At 62.8% G+C, this 21,531-nt stretch carries 16 protein-coding genes, 3 tRNA genes and 1 pseudogene; 3 read left to right on the forward strand and 17 right to left on the reverse strand.

The genetic code is table 11. The annotated features are described in order from the left end of the window. Positions 1 to 117: 117 nt before the first annotated feature. The 4 genes from ACIPO9_RS02120 to ACIPO9_RS02135 form a co-directional block, all read right to left on the reverse strand. Positions 118 to 1,011, reverse strand: a complete 894-nt coding sequence (locus ACIPO9_RS02120; RefSeq protein ID WP_400778605.1) for a 1-aminocyclopropane-1-carboxylate deaminase/D-cysteine desulfhydrase — start codon at positions 1,009 to 1,011, stop codon at positions 118 to 120. Positions 1,012 to 1,140: 129 nt separating this feature from the next. Continuing rightward, positions 1,141 to 3,180: an FAD-dependent oxidoreductase gene (locus ACIPO9_RS02125; protein ID WP_400778608.1), complete on the reverse strand. Its 2,040-nt coding sequence runs from the start codon at positions 3,178 to 3,180 to the stop codon at positions 1,141 to 1,143. Between the two features lie 172 nt (positions 3,181 to 3,352). Further along, entirely contained in the window at positions 3,353 to 4,456 is a 1,104-nt protein-coding gene (locus ACIPO9_RS02130) for a GlxA family transcriptional regulator (RefSeq protein ID WP_400778611.1), read from the reverse strand. Beyond that, a complete protein-coding gene (locus ACIPO9_RS02135; protein WP_400778614.1) occupies positions 4,456 to 5,889 on the reverse strand; it encodes an amino acid permease in 1,434 nt (477 codons plus the stop codon). The genes ACIPO9_RS02130 and ACIPO9_RS02135 overlap by 1 nt, the downstream gene beginning before the upstream one ends. Before the next feature lie 437 nt (positions 5,890 to 6,326). Here ACIPO9_RS02135 and ACIPO9_RS02140 point away from each other — a divergent pair, with 437 nt between their 5' ends. Then, on the forward strand, positions 6,327 to 7,478 hold the full coding sequence (locus ACIPO9_RS02140; protein ID WP_400778617.1) for a nitrilase-related carbon-nitrogen hydrolase: 1,152 nt from the start codon (positions 6,327 to 6,329) through the stop codon (positions 7,476 to 7,478). A 3-nt stretch (positions 7,479 to 7,481) separates the two neighbouring features. Beyond that, positions 7,482 to 8,522 carry an AraC family transcriptional regulator gene (locus tag ACIPO9_RS02145; RefSeq protein ID WP_400778620.1) on the forward strand — a complete coding sequence of 347 codons (1,041 nt, stop codon included), beginning with the start codon at positions 7,482 to 7,484 and terminating at the stop codon, positions 8,520 to 8,522. A gap of 6 nt (positions 8,523 to 8,528) precedes the next feature. Here ACIPO9_RS02145 and ACIPO9_RS02150 read toward each other — a convergent pair whose 3' ends face one another. Continuing rightward, on the reverse strand, positions 8,529 to 8,660 hold the full coding sequence (locus ACIPO9_RS02150) for a hypothetical protein (protein ID WP_274136131.1): 132 nt from the start codon (positions 8,658 to 8,660) through the stop codon (positions 8,529 to 8,531). Positions 8,661 to 9,138: 478 nt separating this feature from the next. On the opposite strand from ACIPO9_RS02150, the gene ilvA reads away from it, so the two are divergent. After that, the gene (gene ilvA, locus ACIPO9_RS02155) at positions 9,139 to 10,668 is read left to right on the forward strand and encodes a threonine ammonia-lyase, biosynthetic (protein WP_400778779.1); all 1,530 of its coding nucleotides are present in this window, start codon (positions 9,139 to 9,141) and stop codon (positions 10,666 to 10,668) included. A 124-nt stretch (positions 10,669 to 10,792) separates the two neighbouring features. Here ilvA and ACIPO9_RS02160 read toward each other — a convergent pair whose 3' ends face one another. The 12 genes and pseudogenes from ACIPO9_RS02160 to accD all read right to left on the reverse strand — a co-directional run bounded on the left by ACIPO9_RS02160 (position 10,793) and on the right by accD (position 21,243). Continuing rightward, the gene (locus tag ACIPO9_RS02160; protein WP_400778623.1) at positions 10,793 to 11,659 is read right to left on the reverse strand and encodes a DUF2242 domain-containing protein; all 867 of its coding nucleotides are present in this window, start codon (positions 11,657 to 11,659) and stop codon (positions 10,793 to 10,795) included. Between the two features lie 261 nt (positions 11,660 to 11,920). Beyond that, on the reverse strand, positions 11,921 to 13,186 hold the full coding sequence (gene aroA, locus ACIPO9_RS02165) for a 3-phosphoshikimate 1-carboxyvinyltransferase (protein ID WP_400778625.1): 1,266 nt from the start codon (positions 13,184 to 13,186) through the stop codon (positions 11,921 to 11,923). A gap of 189 nt (positions 13,187 to 13,375) precedes the next feature. Next, positions 13,376 to 13,452: transfer RNA gene (locus ACIPO9_RS02170), tRNA-Asp, on the reverse strand. A gap of 130 nt (positions 13,453 to 13,582) precedes the next feature. Then, positions 13,583 to 13,659 (reverse strand) — tRNA-Asp (locus ACIPO9_RS02175). A 77-nt stretch (positions 13,660 to 13,736) separates the two neighbouring features. Then, positions 13,737 to 13,812 (reverse strand) — tRNA-Val (locus tag ACIPO9_RS02180). Positions 13,813 to 13,988: 176 nt separating this feature from the next. Further along, entirely contained in the window at positions 13,989 to 14,753 is a 765-nt protein-coding gene (locus ACIPO9_RS02185) for an SDR family oxidoreductase (RefSeq protein WP_274132330.1), read from the reverse strand. Between the two features lie 24 nt (positions 14,754 to 14,777). Further along, positions 14,778 to 15,989: an O-succinylhomoserine sulfhydrylase gene (locus ACIPO9_RS02190; RefSeq protein ID WP_400778627.1), complete on the reverse strand. Its 1,212-nt coding sequence runs from the start codon at positions 15,987 to 15,989 to the stop codon at positions 14,778 to 14,780. A gap of 21 nt (positions 15,990 to 16,010) precedes the next feature. Continuing rightward, a complete protein-coding gene (gene purF / locus ACIPO9_RS02195; RefSeq protein ID WP_274132178.1) occupies positions 16,011 to 17,519 on the reverse strand; it encodes an amidophosphoribosyltransferase in 1,509 nt (502 codons plus the stop codon). Between the two features lie 12 nt (positions 17,520 to 17,531). After that, complete coding sequence (locus ACIPO9_RS02200; protein ID WP_400778630.1) at positions 17,532 to 18,119, reverse strand: CvpA family protein; 588 nt, start codon at positions 18,117 to 18,119, stop codon at positions 17,532 to 17,534. A gap of 236 nt (positions 18,120 to 18,355) precedes the next feature. Next, positions 18,356 to 19,036, reverse strand: a complete 681-nt coding sequence (locus ACIPO9_RS02205) for an SPOR domain-containing protein (RefSeq protein WP_400778633.1) — start codon at positions 19,034 to 19,036, stop codon at positions 18,356 to 18,358. Beyond that, positions 19,020 to 20,326, reverse strand: a pseudogene (folC, locus tag ACIPO9_RS02210) (bifunctional tetrahydrofolate synthase/dihydrofolate synthase). The gene ACIPO9_RS02205 and the pseudogene folC overlap by 17 nt, the downstream one beginning before the upstream one ends. Beyond that, the gene (gene accD / locus ACIPO9_RS02215) at positions 20,323 to 21,243 is read right to left on the reverse strand and encodes an acetyl-CoA carboxylase, carboxyltransferase subunit beta (RefSeq protein WP_274132181.1); all 921 of its coding nucleotides are present in this window, start codon (positions 21,241 to 21,243) and stop codon (positions 20,323 to 20,325) included. Before accD ends, folC begins: the two are co-directional and overlap by 4 nt. Positions 21,244 to 21,531: the final 288 nt, after the last annotated feature.

Here is a 21,531-nt window from a genome sequence, read left to right on the forward strand (position 1 = left end):
TGAGCTGATACCTTCTCTCGTAGCAGCGCGGCTTGCCGGCGGGAGCGGTGTATCAGTCAACACATGCCTCACAGACACGCCGCCCCCGCCGGCAAGCCGTGCTGCTACGGGGAAGGTTCAAAGTCCCGAACTGGCCCGTTTGCCTTGCAACCCACCGGTGTGAACGAAGATCAACCGCGTGCCTCTCGCAATCGTCCCGGCCTGAACCGCCTGGGACAGCGCCAGCAACGCCTTGCCGGTGTACAACGGCTCAAGGGGCACGCCGCTCTCGTGCTCGCTCTGCGCGATGAATGCGAGCAGCTGCGGATCGGTTTTCGCAAAGCCGCCGCGGCTGGCGTCCAGCAGTTGGTAGCCACCCTGCTCGACACCCAGAATGTCCATCACGTTGCCATCAACACCGTGGTCGGCAGGCACCGCCATCGCGCCGTAGACCCTGCGTTGGCCGCCTTCGGCCAGCACCAGCCCGGCCAACGTGGTGCCCGTGCCGCAGGCCAGCCACCAGCCGTGGTAATCGTCCCAGCCCAGCGCGCTCAACTGGCTGCGCGCCTGACGGACGATCTCCCCACAGCCCAACGCACCGTCCAGCCCGCCGCCGCCCTCCGGCACCGGGTACAGCTGTGGATAACGCTCGCGCCACGGCGTCCAGAAATCAGCGTCATGGCGAGCGCGATACCCGGCGTAACCCAGCCAGTGCAGTTGCATCCCGAACGCCTGCAGATCCTGCACGGTGGGGGTTTCAACCGGATGGCCGCGCAACAGGCCAACCGTCTCGAAACCAAAGCGCCGACCGGCAGCAGCCAGGGCATGCAGGTGATTGGAGTGCGCGCCGCCCAGGCTGATGATGCCCTTGGCCCCTGCTTGCTTGGCGGCGGCGAGGTGGTGTTTGAGTTTGAACCATTTGTTGCCGCTGATGAGCGGATCGATCAGGTCCAGACGCAGGATCGCGACGTCGATGCCGGCGGCGGTGAGCCAATGCAGGTTGAGGGGTTGCAGCGGGGCTTGGGGGAGCATGGCGAGGGCAGCGGAAAACGAAGAAAGACGAATTCTACACAGTCCCGTAGCAGCACGGCTTGCCGGCGGGGGCGTACTTGAGATCGCCCCCGCCGGCAAGCCGTGCTGCTACGGTGATGCGTGTGACGTTTACAACTCTGCCGCCAACCGCGAACCCTGGTTGATCGCGCGCTTGGCATCCAGCTCGGCCGCGACGTCGGCGCCCCCGATCAGGTGCACGCTCTGCCCTGCCGCCTGCAAGCCATCGTAGAGTTCGCGCAGCGGGTCTTGCCCTGCGCAGATCACCACGTTGTCCACAGGCAACAGCTTCTCCTCACCCTCGGCGCCAATGCGGATGTGCAGGCCGGCATCGTCGATTTTCAGGTATTCGACGCTGTTGAGCATCTGCACATGCTTGTTCTTCAGCCCCGCACGATGAATCCAGCCGGTGGTCTTGCCCAGGCCGTCGCCGACCTTGGAGGTCTTGCGCTGCAACAGGAACACCTGCCGCGCAGGCTCGTGGCCATGGGGCTTGATCCCCGCCACCCCGCCGCGAGCTTCCAGCGCGCCATCGATGCCCCACTCTTCCCAGAACGCATCGCGATCCAGGCTAGTGGCCACGCCCTGATGCACGAGGAATTCCGACACGTCGAAACCGATACCGCCCGCGCCGATCACCGCCACGCTCTTGCCCACCGGCTTGCGCTCCAGGATCACGTCCAGATAGCTCAGCACCTTGGGATTGTCGATGCCCGGGATCGCTGGAGTACGCGGGGCAATACCGGTGGCCAGAATCACCTCGTCAAAGCCTTTGCCCAGCAGATCCTCGACCGCAACCCGGGTGTTCAAACGCACATCGACGCCCGTGGTCTCCAACTTGCGCTTGAAGTAACGCAGCGTCTCGAAAAACTCTTCCTTGCCCGGCACTCGCTTGGCGACGTTGAACTGCCCGCCAATCTCGCTGGCCGAATCGAACAGCGTCACCGCATGCCCGCGCTCGGCAGCCACCGTGGCCGCAGCCAGCCCCGCAGGCCCGGCGCCGATCACGGCGATCTTCTTCAACTGCGTGACTGGCAGGTAGTTGAGTTCGGTTTCATGGCAGGCACGGGGGTTGACCAGGCAACTGGTCAGCTTGCCGTCGAAGATGTGGTCCAGGCAGGCCTGGTTGCAGCCGATGCAGGTGTTGATCTCGTCGCTGCGCCCGGCGGCGGCCTTGTTGACGAACTCCGGGTCGGCCAGGAATGGGCGGGCCATGGACACCATGTCCGCATCGCCCTGGGCCAGAACCTGCTCGGCGACTTCCGGGGTGTTGATCCGGTTGGTGGTGATCAGCGGGATCGACACCGAACCGCGCATCTTCGCCGTGACCTTGGCAAATGCGGCGCGCGGCACCTTGGTGGCGATGGTCGGAATCCGCGCCTCGTGCCAGCCGATGCCGGTGTTGATCAGCGTGGCGCCAGCGGCCTCGATGGCCTTGGCCAGTTGCACCACTTCTTCCCAGGTGCTGCCACCCTCGACCAGATCGAGCATCGACAGGCGATAGATGATGATGAAATTGCGGCCCACGGCCTCACGCACCCGCCGCACGATTTCCACCGGCAGGCGCATGCGGTTCTCGTAGCTGCCGCCCCAACGGTCGGTGCGGTGGTTGGTGTGGGCCACCAGGAACTGGTTGATCAGATAGCCTTCGGAGCCCATGATCTCGACGCCGTCGTATTCGGCGGTCTGGGCCAGGGTCGCGCAGGTGACGAAGTCCTGAATCTGCTTCTCGATCCCCTCCTCGTCCAGCTCTTTGGGCTTGAACGGGTTGATCGGCGCCTGGATCGCGCTCGGTGCCACCTGCTTGGGGCTGTAGGCATAACGACCGGTGTGCAGGATCTGCATGCAGATCTTGCCGCCCGCCTCGTGCACCGCCTTGGTCACGATCCGGTGATGTTCAGCCTCTTCAGGGGTGGTCAGCTTGGCGGAGCCTGCATACACGCCGCCCTCGACATTGGGCGCCACGCCACCGGTGACCATCAGGCCCACGCCGCCACGGGCGCGCTCGGCGAAATACGCCGCCATGCGCTCGAAACCACCAGGCTTCTCCTCAAGGCCGGTGTGCATCGAGCCCATCAATGTGCGGTTGCGCAGCGTGGTGAAACCCAGATCCAGCGGGGCCAGCAAATGCGGGTACACAGGGGCTGTCATAGAAACTCCATCAGATTCATCACGAAGGCGCGGGCGTTCTGTGACACCCGTCGTTTCAATCAGGGACTTGAACTATAGCCCTGCTCATGATGCAGACAGTAAACAGCCCCTCAGTCACGCTCAATGACTGAAAGTGACAACTTATTGATCCTGATGTGCAGCGCCCGGCTCTCTATTGAATCCGAACGCTGGCAAAGCTCGACTCCTCCCGCGCCTGATCCAATGCCTCCAGCGGCCGGGACAGCGGCGACAATGCCGAGGGATGATGCACCGGCACCAGCGCCACATGCTGGGCGGTCCTGGGTCCCATGCGCTCCTCCCGGGGCGGAATGCCGAAGTATTCCCGGTAGCACTTGGAAAAGTGCGGCGTGGAGACGAAACCGCACACGGCCGCCAGTTCGATGATCGAGATGGACGTCTGCTTGAGCAACTGCCGCGCCCGGATCAGCCGCAACTTGAGGTAATACCGCGACGGCGTGCAATTGAGGTACTTCTGGAATAGCCGCTCCAACTGGCGTCGGGAAACGTCCACGTAGGCGGCCATCTCGTCAAGGTCGATGGGCTCTTCGAGGTTGGCTTCCATCAACTGCACGATTTCCTGCAACTTGGGCTGGTGGGTGCCCAGCGTGTGCTTGAGCGGCACGCGCTGATGATCCTGTTCATTGCGGATGCGCTCGTAGACGAACATGTCGGAAATTGCCGCAGTCAGCTCGGTGCCGTGATCGCGGCCGATCAGGTGCAGCATCATGTCCAGTGGCGCAGTGCCGCCGGAGCTGGTGTAGCGGCCACGGTCCAGGGTGAACAGGCTGGTGTTGACGCTCACCCGCGGGAAGGCTTCCTGCATCGCCGCCAGGCATTCCCAATGCACACTGCATTCGAAACCGTTGAGCAGCCCGGCGCTGGCCAGTGCCCAACTGCCGGTGCAAATGCCGCCCAGGCGCCGGGACTGCCGGGCCTGGTTCTGTAGCCAGTGAATATGTTCGCGGCTGACCGCGCGCTGGATGCCGACCCCGCCGCAGACAATCACCGTGTCGGAAGCCGGCGCCTGGGCGATGGACGCATCCGGCGTGATGGGCAGGCCATCGCTGGCCCACACCTGATTACCGTCCTGGCTCAGGGTGTGCCAGCGATACAGTTCGCGCCCCGACAACTGATTGGCCATGCGCAGCGGCTCGACCGCCGAGGCCAGTGAAATCAGGGTGAAGTTGTCCAGCAGCAGAAAGCTGACCGACTGGGTCGTCCGGGTCTTGCCGGCGTTTTCGCTGTGCAGCGGCATTACGGCGCCTCCTGCCCCTGAACGGGGGTTGATCGCGTGGCACCACGGGTGGCCGGCGCTCGCTCATGGGAACGCGCCACCACGATGCCAATCAGGGAAATCACCAGGGCCAGGCCAATGGTGGAGGTCACTTCGGCGCGGTGCTCGGGGGTCACCAGCATCACGCCCAGCGCACTGACGATGAACGCGATGACCAGCCAGGTCAGCCAGGGGAAAAACCACATGCGAAAGGTCAGTTCGACGTTCTGCCGCAACAGCAGCTTGCGCATGCGCAGCTGGGAAATGGCGATCACCAGATAGACCAGCAAGGCGATGGCGCCGGAGCTGGCGAGCAAGAATTGAAACAGCCCGGCCGGTGCGAAATAGCTGATGACCGTGACGATGACGCCCAGCACGCTGCTGGCGATCACCGACGCCCGTGGTACGCCGACCGCTGACGTCACCTTGGTGATTGTCGGCGCTTCGCCGCGACGGCCCAGGGAGTAGAGCATGCGCGAGGCGATGTAGATCGAGGAGTTCATGCAGCTCGCCACCGCGACCAGCACCACCATGTCCACCAGCAGGTCGGCATGGGGGATGTTCATCAGTTCAAGGGCGCGCTGGTAGGAGCCGACCGTGGGCAGCAGCGGGTCATTCCACGGCACCACGGAAATCACCACCATGATCGACAGCAGGTAGAAAACGCTGATGCGCCAGATCACCGAGCGCGTGGCCTTGGCGATGTTGCGCGCCGGGTCGCTGGATTCGGCGGCGGCGATGGTCACCGCCTCCGTACCGATGAAACTGAACATGATGGTGATGAATGCACCGACCACCGCCGACGCACCGTTGGGCGCAAAGCCGCCGTGTTCACTCATCAACTGGGAGAGGCCGCCGACCTGATGATCCGGCACCCAGCCCATCAGCACCACAAAACCCAGGCCGATGAAGGCGATGATCGCCGTCACCTTGATCATCGCGAACCAGAATTCGAATTCGCCGTACTTGGCGACACTGAACAGGTTGGTGGCCATCAGCGCGACAATTGACAGCAGCGCGAACAGCCAGGCGTCTACCGCAGGAAACCAGGCGTTGAGCACATGCCCTGCCGCCAGCGCTTCGATGGGAATGACCAGTACCCAGAACCACCAGTAGAGCCAGCCAATGGTGAAGCCTGCCCAACGGCCAATGGCCTGGTCGGCGTAGGTGGAAAAGGAACCGGTGTCGGGCCGGGCGACGGCCATTTCCCCGAGCATGCGCATCACCAGCACGACCAGCAATCCGGAAAAGATGTAGGCCAGGATAGTGGCGGGGCCGGCGGCGGCGATCGCGTGGCCGGAGCCAACGAACAGACCCGCGCCGATGATGCCGGCGATAGAGAGCATGGTCACGTGGCGGGGCTTGAACCCTTGCGCCAACTGGCTGCCGGGGGTGGTGGAATCCAGGCTGTTCATTGTTGTTATTCTCTGTATTTGACGGGGCGCCGACTGACCGTCAGGCGAACTTCATACTTACCTGGCTATCCTTACGGCCCCCTTCTCCAAAGCAACAGGATCAAACAATTGGTCCACTTCGATCAGTCATTGCGACAAGCGCACGGCATGCAAAAGCCCGGGCACAATACGCCGCGACTGCAATGAATCTGTAGTCTGATAGCGCTGTAAAATGGACTGGATGCGACATTTTTTATGTCGTTTCTGGATGGCCATCCGACACTTTCAAGCGCGTGTCGAAACTGCCGGGTCAGTTTTCGACGCAGCGTTCAGCCCGGCGCGCCGCTGTCGGATTTCCCTTACCCCGGCGCTGATGCCAGAATGGCGCAGCCAGCGGTGTCGCCATCCGCTTGCGCCACGCACATTCAACATCTCGTTCAGGTCTGCTTTCACCCCACATGCGCAAAGTTCTCGGCTCACTCGCCCTCACCGTGCTGCTCATCCTGCTGGTCAGCTACGGCCTGTGGACCAGCAAGCGGCATGTCGGGCATTACCTCACCGATTTGCGCATCCAGTTGGTGGTCAACGATGGCGAACCTGCCGACAACGGCAACCTGCTGGGCATCCAGCCCGAGCTGTTCGCGTCCGATTATTCGAGCGTCAAGCGCCTGCACCGCAAGCTGGCGGCGTACCTGCAGCAGGCCCGGGATGACGGGCTGATCAACGCAAAAACCATCGTAGTGCTGCCCGAGCACGTCGGCACCTGGCTGTTCGCAGTGGATGAAAAATCCCAGTTCTACCAGTCGACCACCATCGAAGAAGCCATGAACTGGCTGGCGTTCAGCAACCCGCTGCTGTTTCTTGACGCGATGTTTCACGCCCGTGGCGAGAACCGCATGGACGACATCCACCTGCGCATGAAATCCCGCAGCATGGCCCGCGACTACCAGACGGTGTTCGGCGGGCTGGCCCGGGAATTCGGCGTGACCCTGGTGGCGGGCTCCATCGTGCTGCCCAACCCCGAAGTGCAGGACGGCGAGCTGAAAGTCGGCACCGGCGCGCTCTATAACTCAAGTGTCGTATTTGGTCGCGATGGACTGCCCATCGGCCAGCCCCAGCGCCAGCTGTTTCCAAGCTGGTACCAGCGCGGGTACATCCGCTCCGGCAAGGACGAGACGCTCACTGTGATCGACACACCGGCCGGCCGCCTGGGCATCCTGATCGGCACCGACAGCTGGTACCCGCAGAACTACACACGCCTGAACGAAGGCGGCGCCGAGCTGATCGCCGTGCCGGCCTTCGTCGCGGGCAATGGCAGCTGGTCACAGCCCTGGCGAGGCAGTAAACATCAGGCGCTGGCCGCCGAACTGGATCTGGGCCCGCAACCCTTGACCGAAGGCCAGGCCTGGCAGCGCCTGGCGCTGGCACCGACCAGCAACGCCCGCGCGGGCATCAGCGTGTTCATGCGCGGGCAATTCTGGGATCAGGGCAGCGCCGGTCACAGCTTTGCCAGCCGCAACGGCCAGAGCATCGCCGAACAATCCATCAGCGCCGCGCTCAAGGGCGCCAAACCCGGGCACGGGGCGCGCCTGATAAACCTCTGGTTGTAAACCATGGGCGCACCTGGGGTAAGGCTGGGCGATCTCTCGGTGGGTTTCGTCCACAGCCTGGCCGATGCCGTGCGCAGTACCGGGCACGACCCTCTTGCGCTGCTTGAGCAATACGGGCTGGATGCTGCACGGCTGGCGCAGGTCGGGGCGCGTTTGTCGATCCCGCGCTACATGCGCCTGGGCCACGCCGCGATTCAGTTGACCGGCGAGCCGGCACTGGGTCTGCGCATGGGCCTTTGCAGCCGCCTCGCCCACGCAGGGCTCGCCGGAATCACCGCAGCACAGGCGCCCACTGTGCGGGAAGCGGCGCGCACCCTGATGCGGTTCGAGCCGCTGTACGGCGCCAACTATCGCGGACAATCGAGCTTTCACGAAGACAGCCACGGCGCCTGGCTGCGTTTCTATTCCATCAGCCCGTACAACGACTACAACCGCTTCGTGGTGGACTCGATTCTGTCCGGCTGGCTGCACCAGCTTTCGACACTGGCCGGCACTGCGGTGATCGCCGAGCGCATCGAAATCGAGTTTCCGGCGCCCGCCTACTCGGCCGCCTACGCAGGCTTGAGCGAGCAGCCAACTAGCTTCGGCGCCGGGATCAACCAGCTACGTTTGAGCCAGCACAGCCTGAGCCTGCGCAACCCCGATCACGTACCGGGCACCTGGCGTCATCTGCTTGAGTTGTGTGAAAGGGAGCTGGAACAGCTCACGCGCACCCGCAGCCTGCGTGAGCGTATCACTCAGTTGCTGGGACCGTTGTTGAGTGGTGGCCGGGAGCCGGGCCTGGATGAGGTGGCTGCGCGGCTGAAACTGCCGGCCTGGACCTTGCGTCGCAAGCTGGTCGAGGAAGGCACGCAGTTTCGTGCGATCCTCAATGATACCCGCAGGGATCTGGCCATGACTTACATCCGGGATACGGAACTGGCCTTTGGCGAAATCGCCTACCTGTTGGGGTTCGCTTCAGCCGAAGCCTTTCAGCGGGCCTTCAAGCGCTGGAACGGCCAGACTCCCGGGGAGTTTCGCCGCAGCCAGCGTCATGTGCCCTGATCGAGCTTAAAGCTCGGTGGCGTCGTCCGCCGGTTCCAGCGGATCGAGTTCGTTAGCGCGAAATTCCAGCAGTTCTTCTTGATAATCGTCCATTTCCTGTGCCCTCGTGGCTGTTTCCTGTCTGTCGGTGTATTTCACCCTAAAGCGCCTGCATGACGGATGCATGAAGACTTGTTGAATACTAGACGAACTGCGCGCCGAAAAGTTTTATGGCCGCCCTCTCAACTCAACCGTAGCAGTCCGGCTTGCCGGCGTCGGCGATCTTCCGGGCCCTGACGCCGGCAAGCCGGACTGCTACGGTCAAGGGAATCCGCCCAATCGTACTTGCCTCTTGACGTGCAACATCCGCTCACAATAGTCTTCGGTCCATGAACGAATTCCTGCACAACCTCGGCCAACGAATTATTACCGCCATTCCAGTCATGGCGGGTTAGCCGACGTTTGCACCCAACCCGCCCTAGAGGCGGGTTTTTTCTTTCTGTCTCCCGGGCCAAAAAACGCGAAACCAGGAGTCAGACATGCTCATCATCCGCCCTTCCCTCGCCCTCGTTGCCGCTCGCCTGATCGCCGCCTGCCTGACGAGGACGACGCGATGAACCAGATGCTCGACAGCGCAATGGTCCAGGGCGACCTGCTGCAACACTACGTCAAGAAAATCCTCACCTCCCGCGTCTACGACGTCGCCGTGGAAACCCCGTTGCAGGGCGCCCGCCAGTTGTCCGAGCGGCTCGGCAACCAGGTGCTGCTCAAGCGCGAAGACCTGCAACCGGTGTTCTCCTTCAAGATTCGCGGCGCCTACAACAAGCTGGCACAGTTGAGTGCGGAGGAACTGTCACGTGGCGTGGTCACGGCCTCGGCGGGCAACCACGCCCAGGGCCTGGCGCTGGCGGCGAAGAAGCTGGGGATCAAGGCGACCATCGTCATGCCCAAGACCACTCCGGAGATCAAGGTCGAAGGCGTGCGTTCGCGCGGCGGAAAAGTGGTGCTGCACGGGGACTCTTTCCCTGAAGCCCTGGCGCATTCTCTGAAGCTGGTCGAGGAAAAGGGCTACGTCTACATCCACCCCTACGACGATCCGGACACCATCGCCGGCCAAGGCACGGTGGCCATGGAAATCCTGCGTCAGCACCCGGGCAAACTGGACGCGATCTTCGTGCCGGTGGGCGGCGGCGGGCTGATCGCGGGGATCGCGGCCTACGTGAAGTACCTGCGGCCCGAGATCAAGGTGATCGGCGTGGAGCCGGACGACTCCAACTGCCTGCAACAGGCCATGGCCTACGGCGAGCGCGTGGTGCTGCAGCAGGTCGGGCTGTTTGCCGATGGCGTGGCGGTGGCGCAGATCGGCCAGCACACCTTCGACATCTGCAAGGATTACGTCGATGAAGTGCTCACGGTCAGCACCGATGAAATCTGCGCCGCGATCAAGGACATCTACGACGATACCCGCTCGATCACCGAACCTGCCGGCGCCCTGGGCGCGGCCGGGATCAAGAAGTACGTCGAGCAGTACGGCGTGACCGGGCAGACCCTGGTGGCCATCGAGTCCGGCGCCAACGTCAACTTCGACCGCCTGCGCCACGTCGCCGAACGCGCCGAGCTGGGCGAAGGCCGCGAAGCGATCATTGCCGTGACCATCCCCGAACAGCCGGGCAGCTTCAAGGCCTTCTGCGAGGCTGTGGGCAAGCGCCAGATCACCGAATTCAACTACCGCTACCACACCGACCGCGAGGCGCACATCTTCGTCGGCGTGCAGACCCACCCCGAGAACGACCCGCGCAAGGCGCTGATCGCAAGCCTCACCGAGCAGGGCTTCCCGGTGCTGGACCTGACCGACAACGAACTGGCCAAGCTGCATTTGCGGCACATGGTGGGCGGGCATTCAGAGCGGGTCAGCGATGAAGTGGTGCTGCGTTTCGAATTCCCGGAGCGGCCGGGAGCGCTGTTCAACTTCCTGAATAAGCTGGGCGGAAAGTGGAATATCTCGATGTTCCACTACCGCAACCACGGCGCGGCGGATGGCCGGGTGGTGGCAGGCTTGGTAGTGCCGGAGGAAGAACGGCACCTGGTGCCCAAGGCGCTGGAGGAGATTGGCTATCCGTATTGGGATGAGACGAACAACCCGGCGTACAAGCTGTTCCTCGGCTGACTCGACGCAACCCATTGTAGGAGCGCGCTTGCCCGCGACAGCGTCGTGTCAGACGACATTGGTGTGACAGACACACCACCGTCGCGGGCAAGCGCGCTCCTACAGGGGCGGTTACATCAACCCATCACTGCGCCGGGGTGGCTTCGGGGGCTGGTTCGGCGGCAGGCTCCGCTGCAGGCTGGGCCGCAGGCGCAGGTTCAGACGGCGCTACCACCTCGGCCTTCAACGGCTCGGGTTCGGCAGGTGCTGGCATCGGTTCACTGCTCTGCTCGGCGGTGGTGGCCGGTGCCGTGGCAGGCGTGGCCAGCGCCGCAGGGGCTGCGACAGGTGCCGGGGCAGCAGCAGGTGCAGCGGCTGGCGCTTCAGCCGGTTTCTGCTCGGTCAACGCAGCCGGCTTGGCGCTAGGCTCCGGCATGCCCAGGTCAGTCTTGGGTTTTTCTTCAATGTGCGCAGCCTTCTTCACTTCCGGCGGCAGGAAGTTTTCCACCAGCGCGAAGAAACGGTCGTAGAACTTGGAAGACGCCACGGTTTCACTGGCGACCTTGACCATCGAATCATCGGTCGAGCCAATCGGCATCGACACCGAACCCAGCACGCCCACACCAAGGCTCGCCGAGTTGTTCACCTTCTTCAGCGCATAACGGTCCTGCAAGGCGTTGGCGAACATGGTCGCCTTGCCATCGGCACCGCCATCCGCAGCGCAGACCACGTTGAAGCTGATCTCCATGTGGGTTTCGCCGGTCTGCTGGAAGCTCTTGTGACCGGCAATCATCTTCGGATCGCTGCTGGTGATAATGTAGCCCTGGCTCAGCAGCGCGCGGCGGCCGGCTTCACAGGTGGCTGCATCGGAGACAGGGTAGTTGCGCGAGAATGTTCCAGCGTCATCGAAGTTTTCGTGTTCGTAGACAGTCTGCTTCTTCGACGAACAGCCTGCGGCGGCCAGCAGGGTGATCGCCCAGCATGCGGTACGAAAGCTCAGTAATTTAGACATCAAACATCCCGGGAAAAAGGCCGACAGAACAGTAGACCACAGAAAATCGCCGCCAAGTCTGCAACAAGGCCAGCGCAGGATCAACGCAGAGTTTGCAAGGATGTGGATACATCGAAGGTTTCAGCTTACCAGCCAGTTGCTGGCGGCGGCCTGAACAGGGTCGTTCAGGCGACTTATGGCCAGACGATGTCACGTGCGGGAAATCGCCGAACGGAGGCCGGATTGACTGACGGTCGTCGCTCCTGACCTCCTGAGGCGCGATCAGAGCTCGCCGCGTTCCAGACGCACGCCCAGAAACTCCAGCGCGCGCCAGTAGCCTGGGTAGGTCTTGGCGACGCAATCAGGGTCCTGGATGCGGATGCCGGACACCTTCAGGCCCGCCAGGGCGAAGCACATCGCGATGCGGTGGTCGGAATGGGTGTCGATCAGGCCAGTGCTGCTGGTGCCTGCAAGGCCCGGATCAGCCGCTACCAGCAGATCGTCGCCTTCGACCGAAGCCAGTCCCGGACGCACCTGGTTCAAGCCATCGTGCAGCGCCTGGACGCGGTCGCATTCCTTGACCCGCAAGTTGGCCAGGTCAACGAAGCGCACCGGGGTCTGGTTGAAGGCAGCCAGCACCGCCAGGGTCGGAATGGCGTCCTGCATCTGTGAGCCGTTGACCACCGCCGGCATGTTCGGGAACTGCGCAATCACCTCCAGCGCCTTGGCGTCGGGCTGGGTGAAGGCGTCAGCGGCCACGCCCAGGTCGATCTTGCCCGAGGTCAGGGCCTCGGCAGCCCACAGGTAAGTCGCGGCAGAAGCGTCAGGCTCGATGTAGTAATCGCACGCGGTGTACCCGGTCGGCGACACGCGCCACAGCGCTTCGTCGACCACTTCCACTTCTGCACCAAAGGCGCGCATGCAGGCGATGGTCAGGTCAACGTAGCCGCGCGCACCGATTTCCTTGCCGGTCAGTGCCACTTCGATCGGTGCGTCGCCGCAGGCCGCGACCATCAGCAGCGCCGACACGTACTGGCTGGACAGGCCGCCGTCGATTTCGAAACGACTGGCCTTGATCGAACCAGTGCCCTGCACCAACACCGGCGGGCAACCGGTGGCGCTCTCGGCGCTCAGGCCGCCCTTGCGCAGGGATTCGAGCAGCGGGCCGATGGGGCGCTTCTGCATGTAGTGGTCGCCGTCCAGGGTGACACTGCCGTCGACGGTGCACACGGCAGCGGTCAGGAAGCGCACGGCCGTACCGGCATTGCCCAGGAACAACGGGCCTTCCGGCACCTGCAGCGTGCCGTTGCCGGTGACCACGAAACTGGTGTCGTCCGGCTCTTCGATGGTCACGCCCATCTGCCGCAACGCATTGGACATGTGTCGGGTGTCATCGCTCTTGAGCGCGCCGCGCAGATGGCTGGTGCCCTTGGCCAGCGCCGCCAGCAGCAGCGCGCGGTTGGTGATCGATTTGGAACCAGGTGGTGCGACATGCCCCGTCAACGGTACGCCCGGTGGGATCACAGTGATCGTTTGGTTCATGCCCATGGTCCAGCTCTCCAGATTCGAAATCAGCGACGCTTCAAACAAGCCGCCAATAATGGCATTTATCGTTGCGCTGTGCAGCACTCGCTGTCGTATCTGCCCGCGCGGGCTTAAACGACAGGCACAAAAAAAGCGACCCTAGGGTCGCTTTCTTTGTCGCTTCAAGGAGTTCAAGGGCCTTGAAGCTATGTATGGCGCAGCGGACGGGACTCGAACCCGCGACCCCCGGCGTGACAGGCCGGTATTCTAACCGACTGAACTACCGCTGCGTGTCGCACAGACTTTCATCTGTTTAACTCTGTTGAAACATGCCGTGAGGCATACTTCGTGAAACACTGATTGAATGCCTTGGCTTCAATCTCAGATCCGTCTGCCTTGGCAAGACGACTCTGGAAAATATGGCGCAGCGGACGGGACTCGAACCCGCGACCCCCGGCGTGACAGGCCGGTATTCTAACCGACTGAACTACCGCTGCGCAGAGTGGACTGTTCGTCCTGCTGAATCTCAGTAACCTTCAGCGTTTTGTTACCAGCTTATAAAGCTGCTCAACGATGGTGGGTGATGACGGGATCGAACCGCCGACCCTCTGCTTGTAAGGCAGATGCTCTCCCGGCTGAGCTAATCACCCTTTGCTTCGCTGAGGCCGCGAAATTTACGCAGGTACCGAACCTAAGTCAATACCCTGCTTGAACTTTTTTTGAAAACAGCTTCAAGCTATAAGCTTCAAGCTACAAGCCAAAACAACTCGTCGGCCGCGCGACCGCTTTCCAACTTGAAGCTTGTAGCTTGTCGCTCGTCGCTGCTTTACTCGACGTAAATCATCTTCTTGCTCATGCCGCCGTCGACGACGAACTCCTGCCCGGTGACGAACCCGGAGTTCTTCGACAGCAACCAGGCCACCGTCGCCGCGACATCTTCCACCGTCCCTACCCTGCCCGCCGGATGCTGCGCATGATCGGCATCGGTCAGAGGCTCGGCACGGCGTGCGGAAGGATCACGGGCATCGATCCAGCCGGGGCTGACCGCATTGACTCGCACTTGCGGACCAAGGCTCATGGCCAGGGCGTGGGTCAGTGCCAGCAGGCCACCCTTGCTCGCCGCATAGGCCTCGGTATCGGGTTCCGATTGCCGGGCGCGCGTCGAGCTGAGGTTGACGATACTGCCGCCATGGGCACGCAGATAAGGCGCACAGTGCTTGGCCAGCAGCATGGGCCCTGTGAGGTTGACCGCCAGCACGCGATTCCAGTGCGCAAGGTCCAGGCTTTCCAGCACGGTATTGCGCGGATCGGCCACCGCCGCGTTGCACACCAGCGCATCGAGCCGGCCAAAGATGCCCAGCACCTCGGCAACGCCCTTGGCCACCTGCTCTTCGCTGGCGACGTCCATGGTGATGAACGAGGCATTGTCACCCAGCACATCCGCCACTGCCTCGCCGCGCTGGCGATCCACGTCGGTCAGCACAACCTGCCAGCCTTCGGTGATCAGCCAGGCGGCGATGCCCAGGCCGATGCCGCGCGCGGCACCGGTGACCAGCGCAACACGACCGTTGTGCACGCTCGCGGCGTCCATTGCGTATTCAGTCACGAGCGTCACTCACAACGCAGCCAGGCCACGTGCCAGGTCGGCCTTGAGGTCGGCAACGTCTTCCAGGCCCACGGCAACCCGGATCAGGCTGTCGCGGATACCGGCGGCTTCACGCTCCTGCGGCGACAGGCGCCCGTGGGAGGTGGTGCCCGGATGGGTGATGGTGGTCTTGGTGTCGCCCAGGTTGGCCGTGATGGAAATCAGCCGAGTGGCATCGATGAAGCGCCAGGCGCCGTCCTTGCCACCCTTGACCTCAAAGCTCACCACCGCGCCGAAAGCCTTCTGCTGACGCTTGGCCAGGTCGTGCTGCGGATGGCTTTCAAGACCGGCGTAGTGCACCTTCTCGATACCATCCTGCTGCTCCAGCCATTGCGCCAGTTCCAGCGCGTTCTGGCAGTGCGCACGCATGCGGATATTCAGGGTTTCGAGGCCCTTGAGGAACAACCAGGCGTTGAACGGGCTCAGGCTCGGGCCTGCGGTGCGCAGGAAACCGACGACTTCCTTCATCTGCTCGCTGCGGCCAACGACCACGCCACCCATGGCGCGACCCTGACCGTCGATGAATTTGGTCGCCGAATGCACCACCACGTCCGCGCCCAGGCGCAGCGGCTGTTGCAGCGCAGGCGTGCAGAAGCAGTTGTCCACCACCAGCATGGCACCCTTGGCATGGGCGATTTCGGCCAGTGCGGCGATATCGACCAGTTCGGCCAGCGGGTTGGATGGCGACTCGACAAACAGCAGCCTGGTGTTGGGCTTGATCGCCGCGTCCCAGCCAGACAGCTCGGCCAGGGCCACGTAATCGACCTGCACGCCAAAACGCTTGAAGTACTTTTCAAACAGGCTGATGGTCGAGCCGAACACGCTCTTGGACACCAGCACATGGTCGCCGGCGCTGCACAGACTCATGACGGTGGCCAGAATGGCCGACATGCCGGTGGACGTCGCCACGGCCTGCTCGCCACCTTCCAGGGCCGCGATGCGCTCCTCGAAGGAATGCACGGTCGGGTTGGTGTAGCGCGAATAGACGTTGCCCGGCTGGTCACCGGCAAAGGTGGCAGCCGCATCAGCCGCCGTGCGGAACACGTAGCTGGAGGTGAAAAACAGTGGATCGCTGTGTTCGCTCTCCGGCGTGCGGTGCTGACCAGCACGGACAGCGAGGGTATCGAAACCCACGCCGTCCAGATCGCTGTCCAGTCGTCCGGCATCCCATTGCTGAGTCATGCCGTCTACTCCTTGTCTGAATTAGTTGTTGTACAGATCGATGATCGCGCTCACTGCCTGATTCTTGACCTTGGAGGCGTCGTTGCGCGCCTGCTCGATCCGGTTCAGGTAATGCTCGTCGATATCACCGGTCACGTACTTGCCGTCGAAGACCGAGCAATCGAAGTTGTCGATCTTGATCTTCTTGCTGCCGCTGACCGCCTCGATCAGGTCGTTCAGATCCTGATACACCAGCCAGTCGGCACCGATGAGGTCGGCCACGTCCTGGGTGGTACGGTTGTGAGCGATCAGCTCGTGAGCACTCGGCATGTCGATGCCGTAGACGTTGGGGAAGCGCACGGCCGGGGCCGCGGAGCAGAAATACACGTTCTTGGCGCCGGCTTCGCGGGCCATCTGGATGATCTGCTTGCAGGTGGTGCCGCGCACGATGGAGTCGTCCACCAGCATCACGTTCTTGCCGCGGAACTCAAGCTCGATGGCGTTGAGCTTCTGGCGCACGGATTTTTTGCGTGCTGCCTGGCCCGGCATGATGAAGGTGCGGCCGATGTAGCGGTTCTTGACGAAACCTTCGCGGAACTTGACGCCCAGGTGGTTCGCCAGCTCAAGGGCAGCGGTACGGCTGGTGTCGGGAATCGGGATGACCACGTCGATGTCGTGATCCGGACGCTCGCGCAGGATCTTGTCGGCCAGCTTCTCGCCCATGCGCAGACGCGCCTTGTAGACCGAGATGCCGTCGATGATCGAATCCGGACGCGCCAGGTAGACGTGTTCGAAGATGCACGGCGCGTATTTCGGGTTGGCAGCGCACTGGCGGGTGTGCAGCTTGCCGTCTTCGGTGATGTACACCGCTTCGCCCGGGGCCAGGTCACGGATCAGGGTGAAGCCCAGCACGTCCAGGGAGACGCTTTCGGAGGCGATCATGTACTCGACGCCTTCGTCGGTATGACGCTGGCCGAACACGATCGGGCGGATGGCGTCAGGGTCGCGGAAGCCGACGATGCCGTAGCCGGTGATCATCGCCACGACTGCGTAGCCACCACGGCAGCGGTTGTGCACGTCGGTGACTGCCGCGAAGATGTCTTCTTCGGTCGGCTGCAGCTTGCCGCGAACGGCCAGCTCGTGGGCAAACACGTTGAGCAACACTTCCGAGTCGGAATTGGTGTTGACGTGGCGCAGGTCAGATTCGTAGATCTCCTTGGCCAGTTGCTCGACGTTGGTCAGGTTGCCGTTGTGGGCCAACGTGATGCCGTACGGCGAGTTGACGTAGAACGGCTGGGCTTCGGCCGAAGTCGAGCTGCCCGCTGTTGGATAGCGTACGTGACCAATGCCCATGTGACCGACCAGGCGCTGCATATGGCGCTGCTGGAACACGTCACGGACCAGACCGTTGTCCTTGCGCAGGAACAACTTGCCGTCGTGGCTGGTCACGATACCGGCAGCGTCCTGGCCGCGGTGCTGGAGGACGGTGAGCGCGTCATACAGCGCCTGATTGACGTTCGACTTGCCGACGATACCGACGATGCCACACATGCGACACAACCCCTACTTAGTGGAACTGGATTTACCGAGCACATCCTGCGGCGTTACCGACGGCAGGAGGTGATCCTTGAACGGGATATCAACAGGTACGCTGACCCCGCTGGCTAGCCACTTGCTGGACATCCCGAGAATCAGGTTTTTCGACCAGTCAGCGACCATGACAAATTGCGGAAGCAGCCTGGACTGCTGCCACCATTGATCCTGTTGTACCGGGCCCAGGCTCAACAGCCCTACCGCTACCACGACCAGCAGGCCTCCGCGCGCAGCGCCGAAGACCATGCCCAGAAAACGATCGGTCCCGGAAAGCCCGGTGACGCGAATCAGTTCCCCGATCAGAAAGTTGACCATGGCGCCGACCAAGAGGGTGGCGACGAAAAGAATGGTGCAGCCCGCGATGACGCGCGCCGACGGTGTTTCGATGTAATTGACCAGATACTGGGCCAGCGAACCGCCAAACATCCAGGCAACAGCACCTGCGATGATCCAGGTCAGCAAGGACAGCGCTTCCTTGACGAAGCCGCGCTTGAGACTGATCAAAGCGGAAATGACGACAATCGCGATGATTGCCCAGTCAACCGGAGTAAATGACACGTTGCAGCCTACAGACTGATGAGGCGGCGCATTTTAGCAGAGCCCGCGCGTGGCGGTAAGCGGGGATTGCGGGTGTCGGGCAATAAAGGCGAACTATTGGACTTTGGCCCGGTCACCAAGGCCCAGACCTGTAGGAGTGAGCTTGCTCGCGATTGCGCGGTGTCATTCGAAATCGTGGTGTCTGACCGGGCGCTGTCGCGGGCAAGCGCGCTCCTACAGCGGAGCACGGCGGCGGGTTATTTGCGCTCTGGCTGGAAGCGTACGACGATGCCCTTGAGCTTCTGCTGCTTGTCGAGCTGGTCGCGCAGGCGGTCGGCCTCGGCGCGTTCGATCAAGGGACCGACGAACACCCGGTTCACGCCATCGGATGTGCGAATGTAGGCGTTGTAGCCTTGGGTGCGCAGGGTTTTCTGCAGGTTGTCGGCGTTGGCGCGGTTGGACAGGCTGGCAAGCTGGACCGCCCAGGTGACCGACAGGCCATTGGCATCGACGCGACTTGGCTCGGCGGCCGGCGCGGCGGGAGCCGGTGCCGGTGCAGCGGTTGCCGGTTTGGCAGGGACCGGAACTGGCGTCTGTGCCGGCGCTGCCTTGGCGGCAGCCGCAGGCTTGGCAGGCGCAGGGGCCGGTGCGATTGGCATGGACGGCGGCTGGTGGCTGGTCACGGGCTGGCTGGGTTGCGCCAGCTCTTCGTCGCTGGGCACAGGCTCCTGCGGCAGCGGCTGCTGCTCGGGCACCGCGACCGGATCGACCTTGACCTGAGGCACGACAGGCGCCTGTGGCGCGGCTGGCGCGTCCACCTGCACATGACGCGCTTCGTCCTGACGCGAAAACAGCATCGGCAGGAAAATCACCGCAATGGCAATCAACACCAATGCGCCAACCATGCGCTGCTTGTACGCCTTATCCAGCAAAGCCATGTGTCACTTCCTCCGTGACGTGCCAGCAAGCCATTCCAGGGCCTCGGCGACGCAATAAAAAGACCCGAACAGCACGATTTCATCGTCGGCTGTTGCCTGCGCGCACTGAGCCTCGAGGGCCAGTGCGACACTCGGGTAGGACGCCACCTGAGCGCCAAGGTTCTGCAACGCCTGCGCGATTTCCTGTTCCGAACGGCTGCGCGGCGTCGGCAATGGCGCCACCGCCCAACTGCTGAAGCTGCCCACGAGTTCGGTGAGCACGCCTTGCAAGTCCTTGTCGCCGAGCAGGCCGAACACCGCCAAGCGCTTGCCGGACACTGCGCGCTGATCCAGGCGCTGGGCCAGGAACACCGCTGCATGCGGGTTGTGGCCCACATCCAGCAACAGGTGCAATGGTTTGCCCTGCCACTCGAACGAGCGACGATCCAGACGCCCGGTCACGCGAGTGCTCAGCAGCGCGGTGCGGATCGTGGCCTCCTGCCAGGGCAGGTCCATCAGCAGAAAGGCCTGCAGCGCCAGCGCGGCGTTCTGCATCGGCAGATCGAGCAACGGCAGATCGCGCAGTTCGACACGCTGACCGCCCGCATCGGTGCCCGACCAGTTCCAGCCGGCGGCCTGCACGTCCAGGTCGAAATCACGACCGCGCAGCGACAGTGGGCAGTTCAGCGCGGCAGCCTTGTCCAGCAGAGGCTGCGGAGGATCGATATCACCACAGAGCGCCGGGCGCCCTTCGCGGAAGATCCCGGCCTTCTCGAACGCCACCGATTCGCGGGTATTGCCCAGCCACTCCGCGTGATCCACGCCAATGCTGGTGACCAGCGCCATGTCGGCGTCAATCAGGTTCACCGCGTCCAGCCGCCCGCCCAAGCCAACCTCAAGCACTACAGCATCGAGTGCTGCCTGCTCGAACAGCCAGAACGCCGCCAGGGTGCCCATCTCGAAGTAGGTCAGGGAAACATCGCCACGAGCCTTCTCGATCACCTCGAAAGCCTGGCAGAGCTGTGCATCGGTGGCCTCGACGCCCTGCAACTGGACCCGCTCGTTATAGCGAACCAGGTGCGGCGAGCTGTAGACACCGACCTTCAGCCCTTGCGCCAGCAGCAACGAGGCAACGAAGGCGCAGGTCGAGCCCTTGCCGTTGGTGCCGGTGACAGTGATGACGCGAGGTGCCGGGCGGCTCAGACCAGCCTGCTGCGCTACCTGTTGCGAACGCTCCAGCCCCATGTCGATGGCAGAAGGATGCAGTTGCTCCAGGTAGCTGAGCCAGTCGCTCAGAGAGCGTGCGGTCATATGTTGGCCGGTGCAGGTGGAACGACGATTGGTTCGAGTTTCGGCGCGACGAATTTCGGCGTCGGCAGGCCCATCATCTGCGCCAGCAGGTTGCCCAGGCGCGGACGCAGTTCCTGACGGGAAATGATCATGTCGATGGCACCGTGGTCCAGCAGGAATTCACTGCGCTGGAACCCTTCCGGCAGTTTTTCGCGCACAGTCTGCTCGATCACGCGAGGACCGGCGAAGCCGATCAGTGCCTTGGGCTCGGCAACGATCACGTCACCCAGCATTGCCAGGCTCGCCGACACACCACCGTAGACCGGGTCGGTCAGCACGGAGATGAACGGCAGGCCTTCTTCGCGCAGGCGGGCCAGTACGGCCGAAGTCTTGGCCATCTGCATCAGGGAGATCAGCGCTTCCTGCATGCGTGCGCCACCGGAAGCGGCGAAGCAGATCATCGGGCAGCGGTTTTCCAGCGCGTAGTTGGCCGCCTGGACGAAACGCTCGCCGACGATGGCGCCCATCGAGCCGCCCATGAAGGAGAATTCGAACGCGCTGCACACCACCGGCATGCCCAGCAGGGTGCCGCTCATGGAGATCAGGGCGTCTTTCTCGCCGGTCTGCTTCTGGGAAGCGACCAGGCGGTCCTTGTATTTCTTGCTGTCGCGGAATTTCAGGCGGTCGACCGGCTCAAGGTCTGCACCGATTTCCTGACGCCCTTCAACGTCAAGGAAAATGTCCAGACGCGCGCGCGCACCGATACGCATGTGGTGGTTGCACTTGGGGCAGACGTCCAGGGTCTTTTCCAGCTCCGGACGATACAGCACCGCCTCGCACGATGGGCACTTGTGCCAGAGGCCTTCAGGTACCGAGCTTTTTTTCACCTCGGAACGCATGATCGAAGGGATCAGTTTGTCTACCAACCAGTTGCTCATGCTTTCTTTCTCCAGTACCTACGGCTGGAACGCGATGGCAATCAATGCCAACGCCAGCCCTTAAACTAAATTCATGTGCAGCTTCGCGAAACACCCTGCGACGATCGACACAGGTGCCTGACCTGCCGAACGGCGTTTCTTCGAGACTGCCCTCGATTTCCTGCAGCGAGACGCTTGTACGTCTTCGCCTGTTAAATTTTTGGCCAGCCATAAACCCTGGCCGCAGGCTAGTGGACGGCAACCGCCTGTCTGCCGTCACATCGACGAGCGATACCTGCGCTAAAAAAC

The sequence above is a fragment of the Pseudomonas sp. NPDC090203 genome (genome assembly GCF_044746765.1).
In the GTDB taxonomy this organism is placed as follows: Bacteria; Pseudomonadota; Gammaproteobacteria; order Pseudomonadales; family Pseudomonadaceae; genus Aquipseudomonas; species Aquipseudomonas putida_AD.

Bases quoted from the DNA above. Each gene is read 5' to 3' on its own strand.
- ACIPO9_RS02120 (WP_400778605.1), bottom strand. From the start codon at position 1,011: ATGCTCCCCCAAGCCCCGCTGCAACCCCTCAACCTGCATTGGCTCACC.
- ACIPO9_RS02125 (WP_400778608.1), bottom strand. From the start codon at position 3,180: ATGACAGCCCCTGTGTACCCGCATTTGCTGGCCCCGCTGGATCTGGGT.
- ACIPO9_RS02130 (WP_400778611.1), bottom strand. From the start codon at position 4,456: ATGCCGCTGCACAGCGAAAACGCCGGCAAGACCCGGACGACCCAGTCG.
- ACIPO9_RS02135 (WP_400778614.1), bottom strand. From the start codon at position 5,889: ATGAACAGCCTGGATTCCACCACCCCCGGCAGCCAGTTGGCGCAAGGG.
- ACIPO9_RS02140 (WP_400778617.1), top strand. From the start codon at position 6,327: ATGCGCAAAGTTCTCGGCTCACTCGCCCTCACCGTGCTGCTCATCCTG.
- ACIPO9_RS02145 (WP_400778620.1), top strand. From the start codon at position 7,482: ATGGGCGCACCTGGGGTAAGGCTGGGCGATCTCTCGGTGGGTTTCGTC.
- ilvA (WP_400778779.1), top strand. From the start codon at position 9,139: ATGGTCCAGGGCGACCTGCTGCAACACTACGTCAAGAAAATCCTCACC.
- ACIPO9_RS02160 (WP_400778623.1), bottom strand. From the start codon at position 11,659: ATGTCTAAATTACTGAGCTTTCGTACCGCATGCTGGGCGATCACCCTG.
- aroA (WP_400778625.1), bottom strand. From the start codon at position 13,186: ATGGGCATGAACCAAACGATCACTGTGATCCCACCGGGCGTACCGTTG.
- ACIPO9_RS02185 (WP_274132330.1), bottom strand. From the start codon at position 14,753: ATGGACGCCGCGAGCGTGCACAACGGTCGTGTTGCGCTGGTCACCGGT.
- ACIPO9_RS02190 (WP_400778627.1), bottom strand. From the start codon at position 15,989: ATGACTCAGCAATGGGATGCCGGACGACTGGACAGCGATCTGGACGGC.
- purF (WP_274132178.1), bottom strand. From the start codon at position 17,519: ATGTGTGGCATCGTCGGTATCGTCGGCAAGTCGAACGTCAATCAGGCG.
- ACIPO9_RS02205 (WP_400778633.1), bottom strand. From the start codon at position 19,036: ATGGCTTTGCTGGATAAGGCGTACAAGCAGCGCATGGTTGGCGCATTG.
- accD (WP_274132181.1), bottom strand. From the start codon at position 21,243: ATGAGCAACTGGTTGGTAGACAAACTGATCCCTTCGATCATGCGTTCC.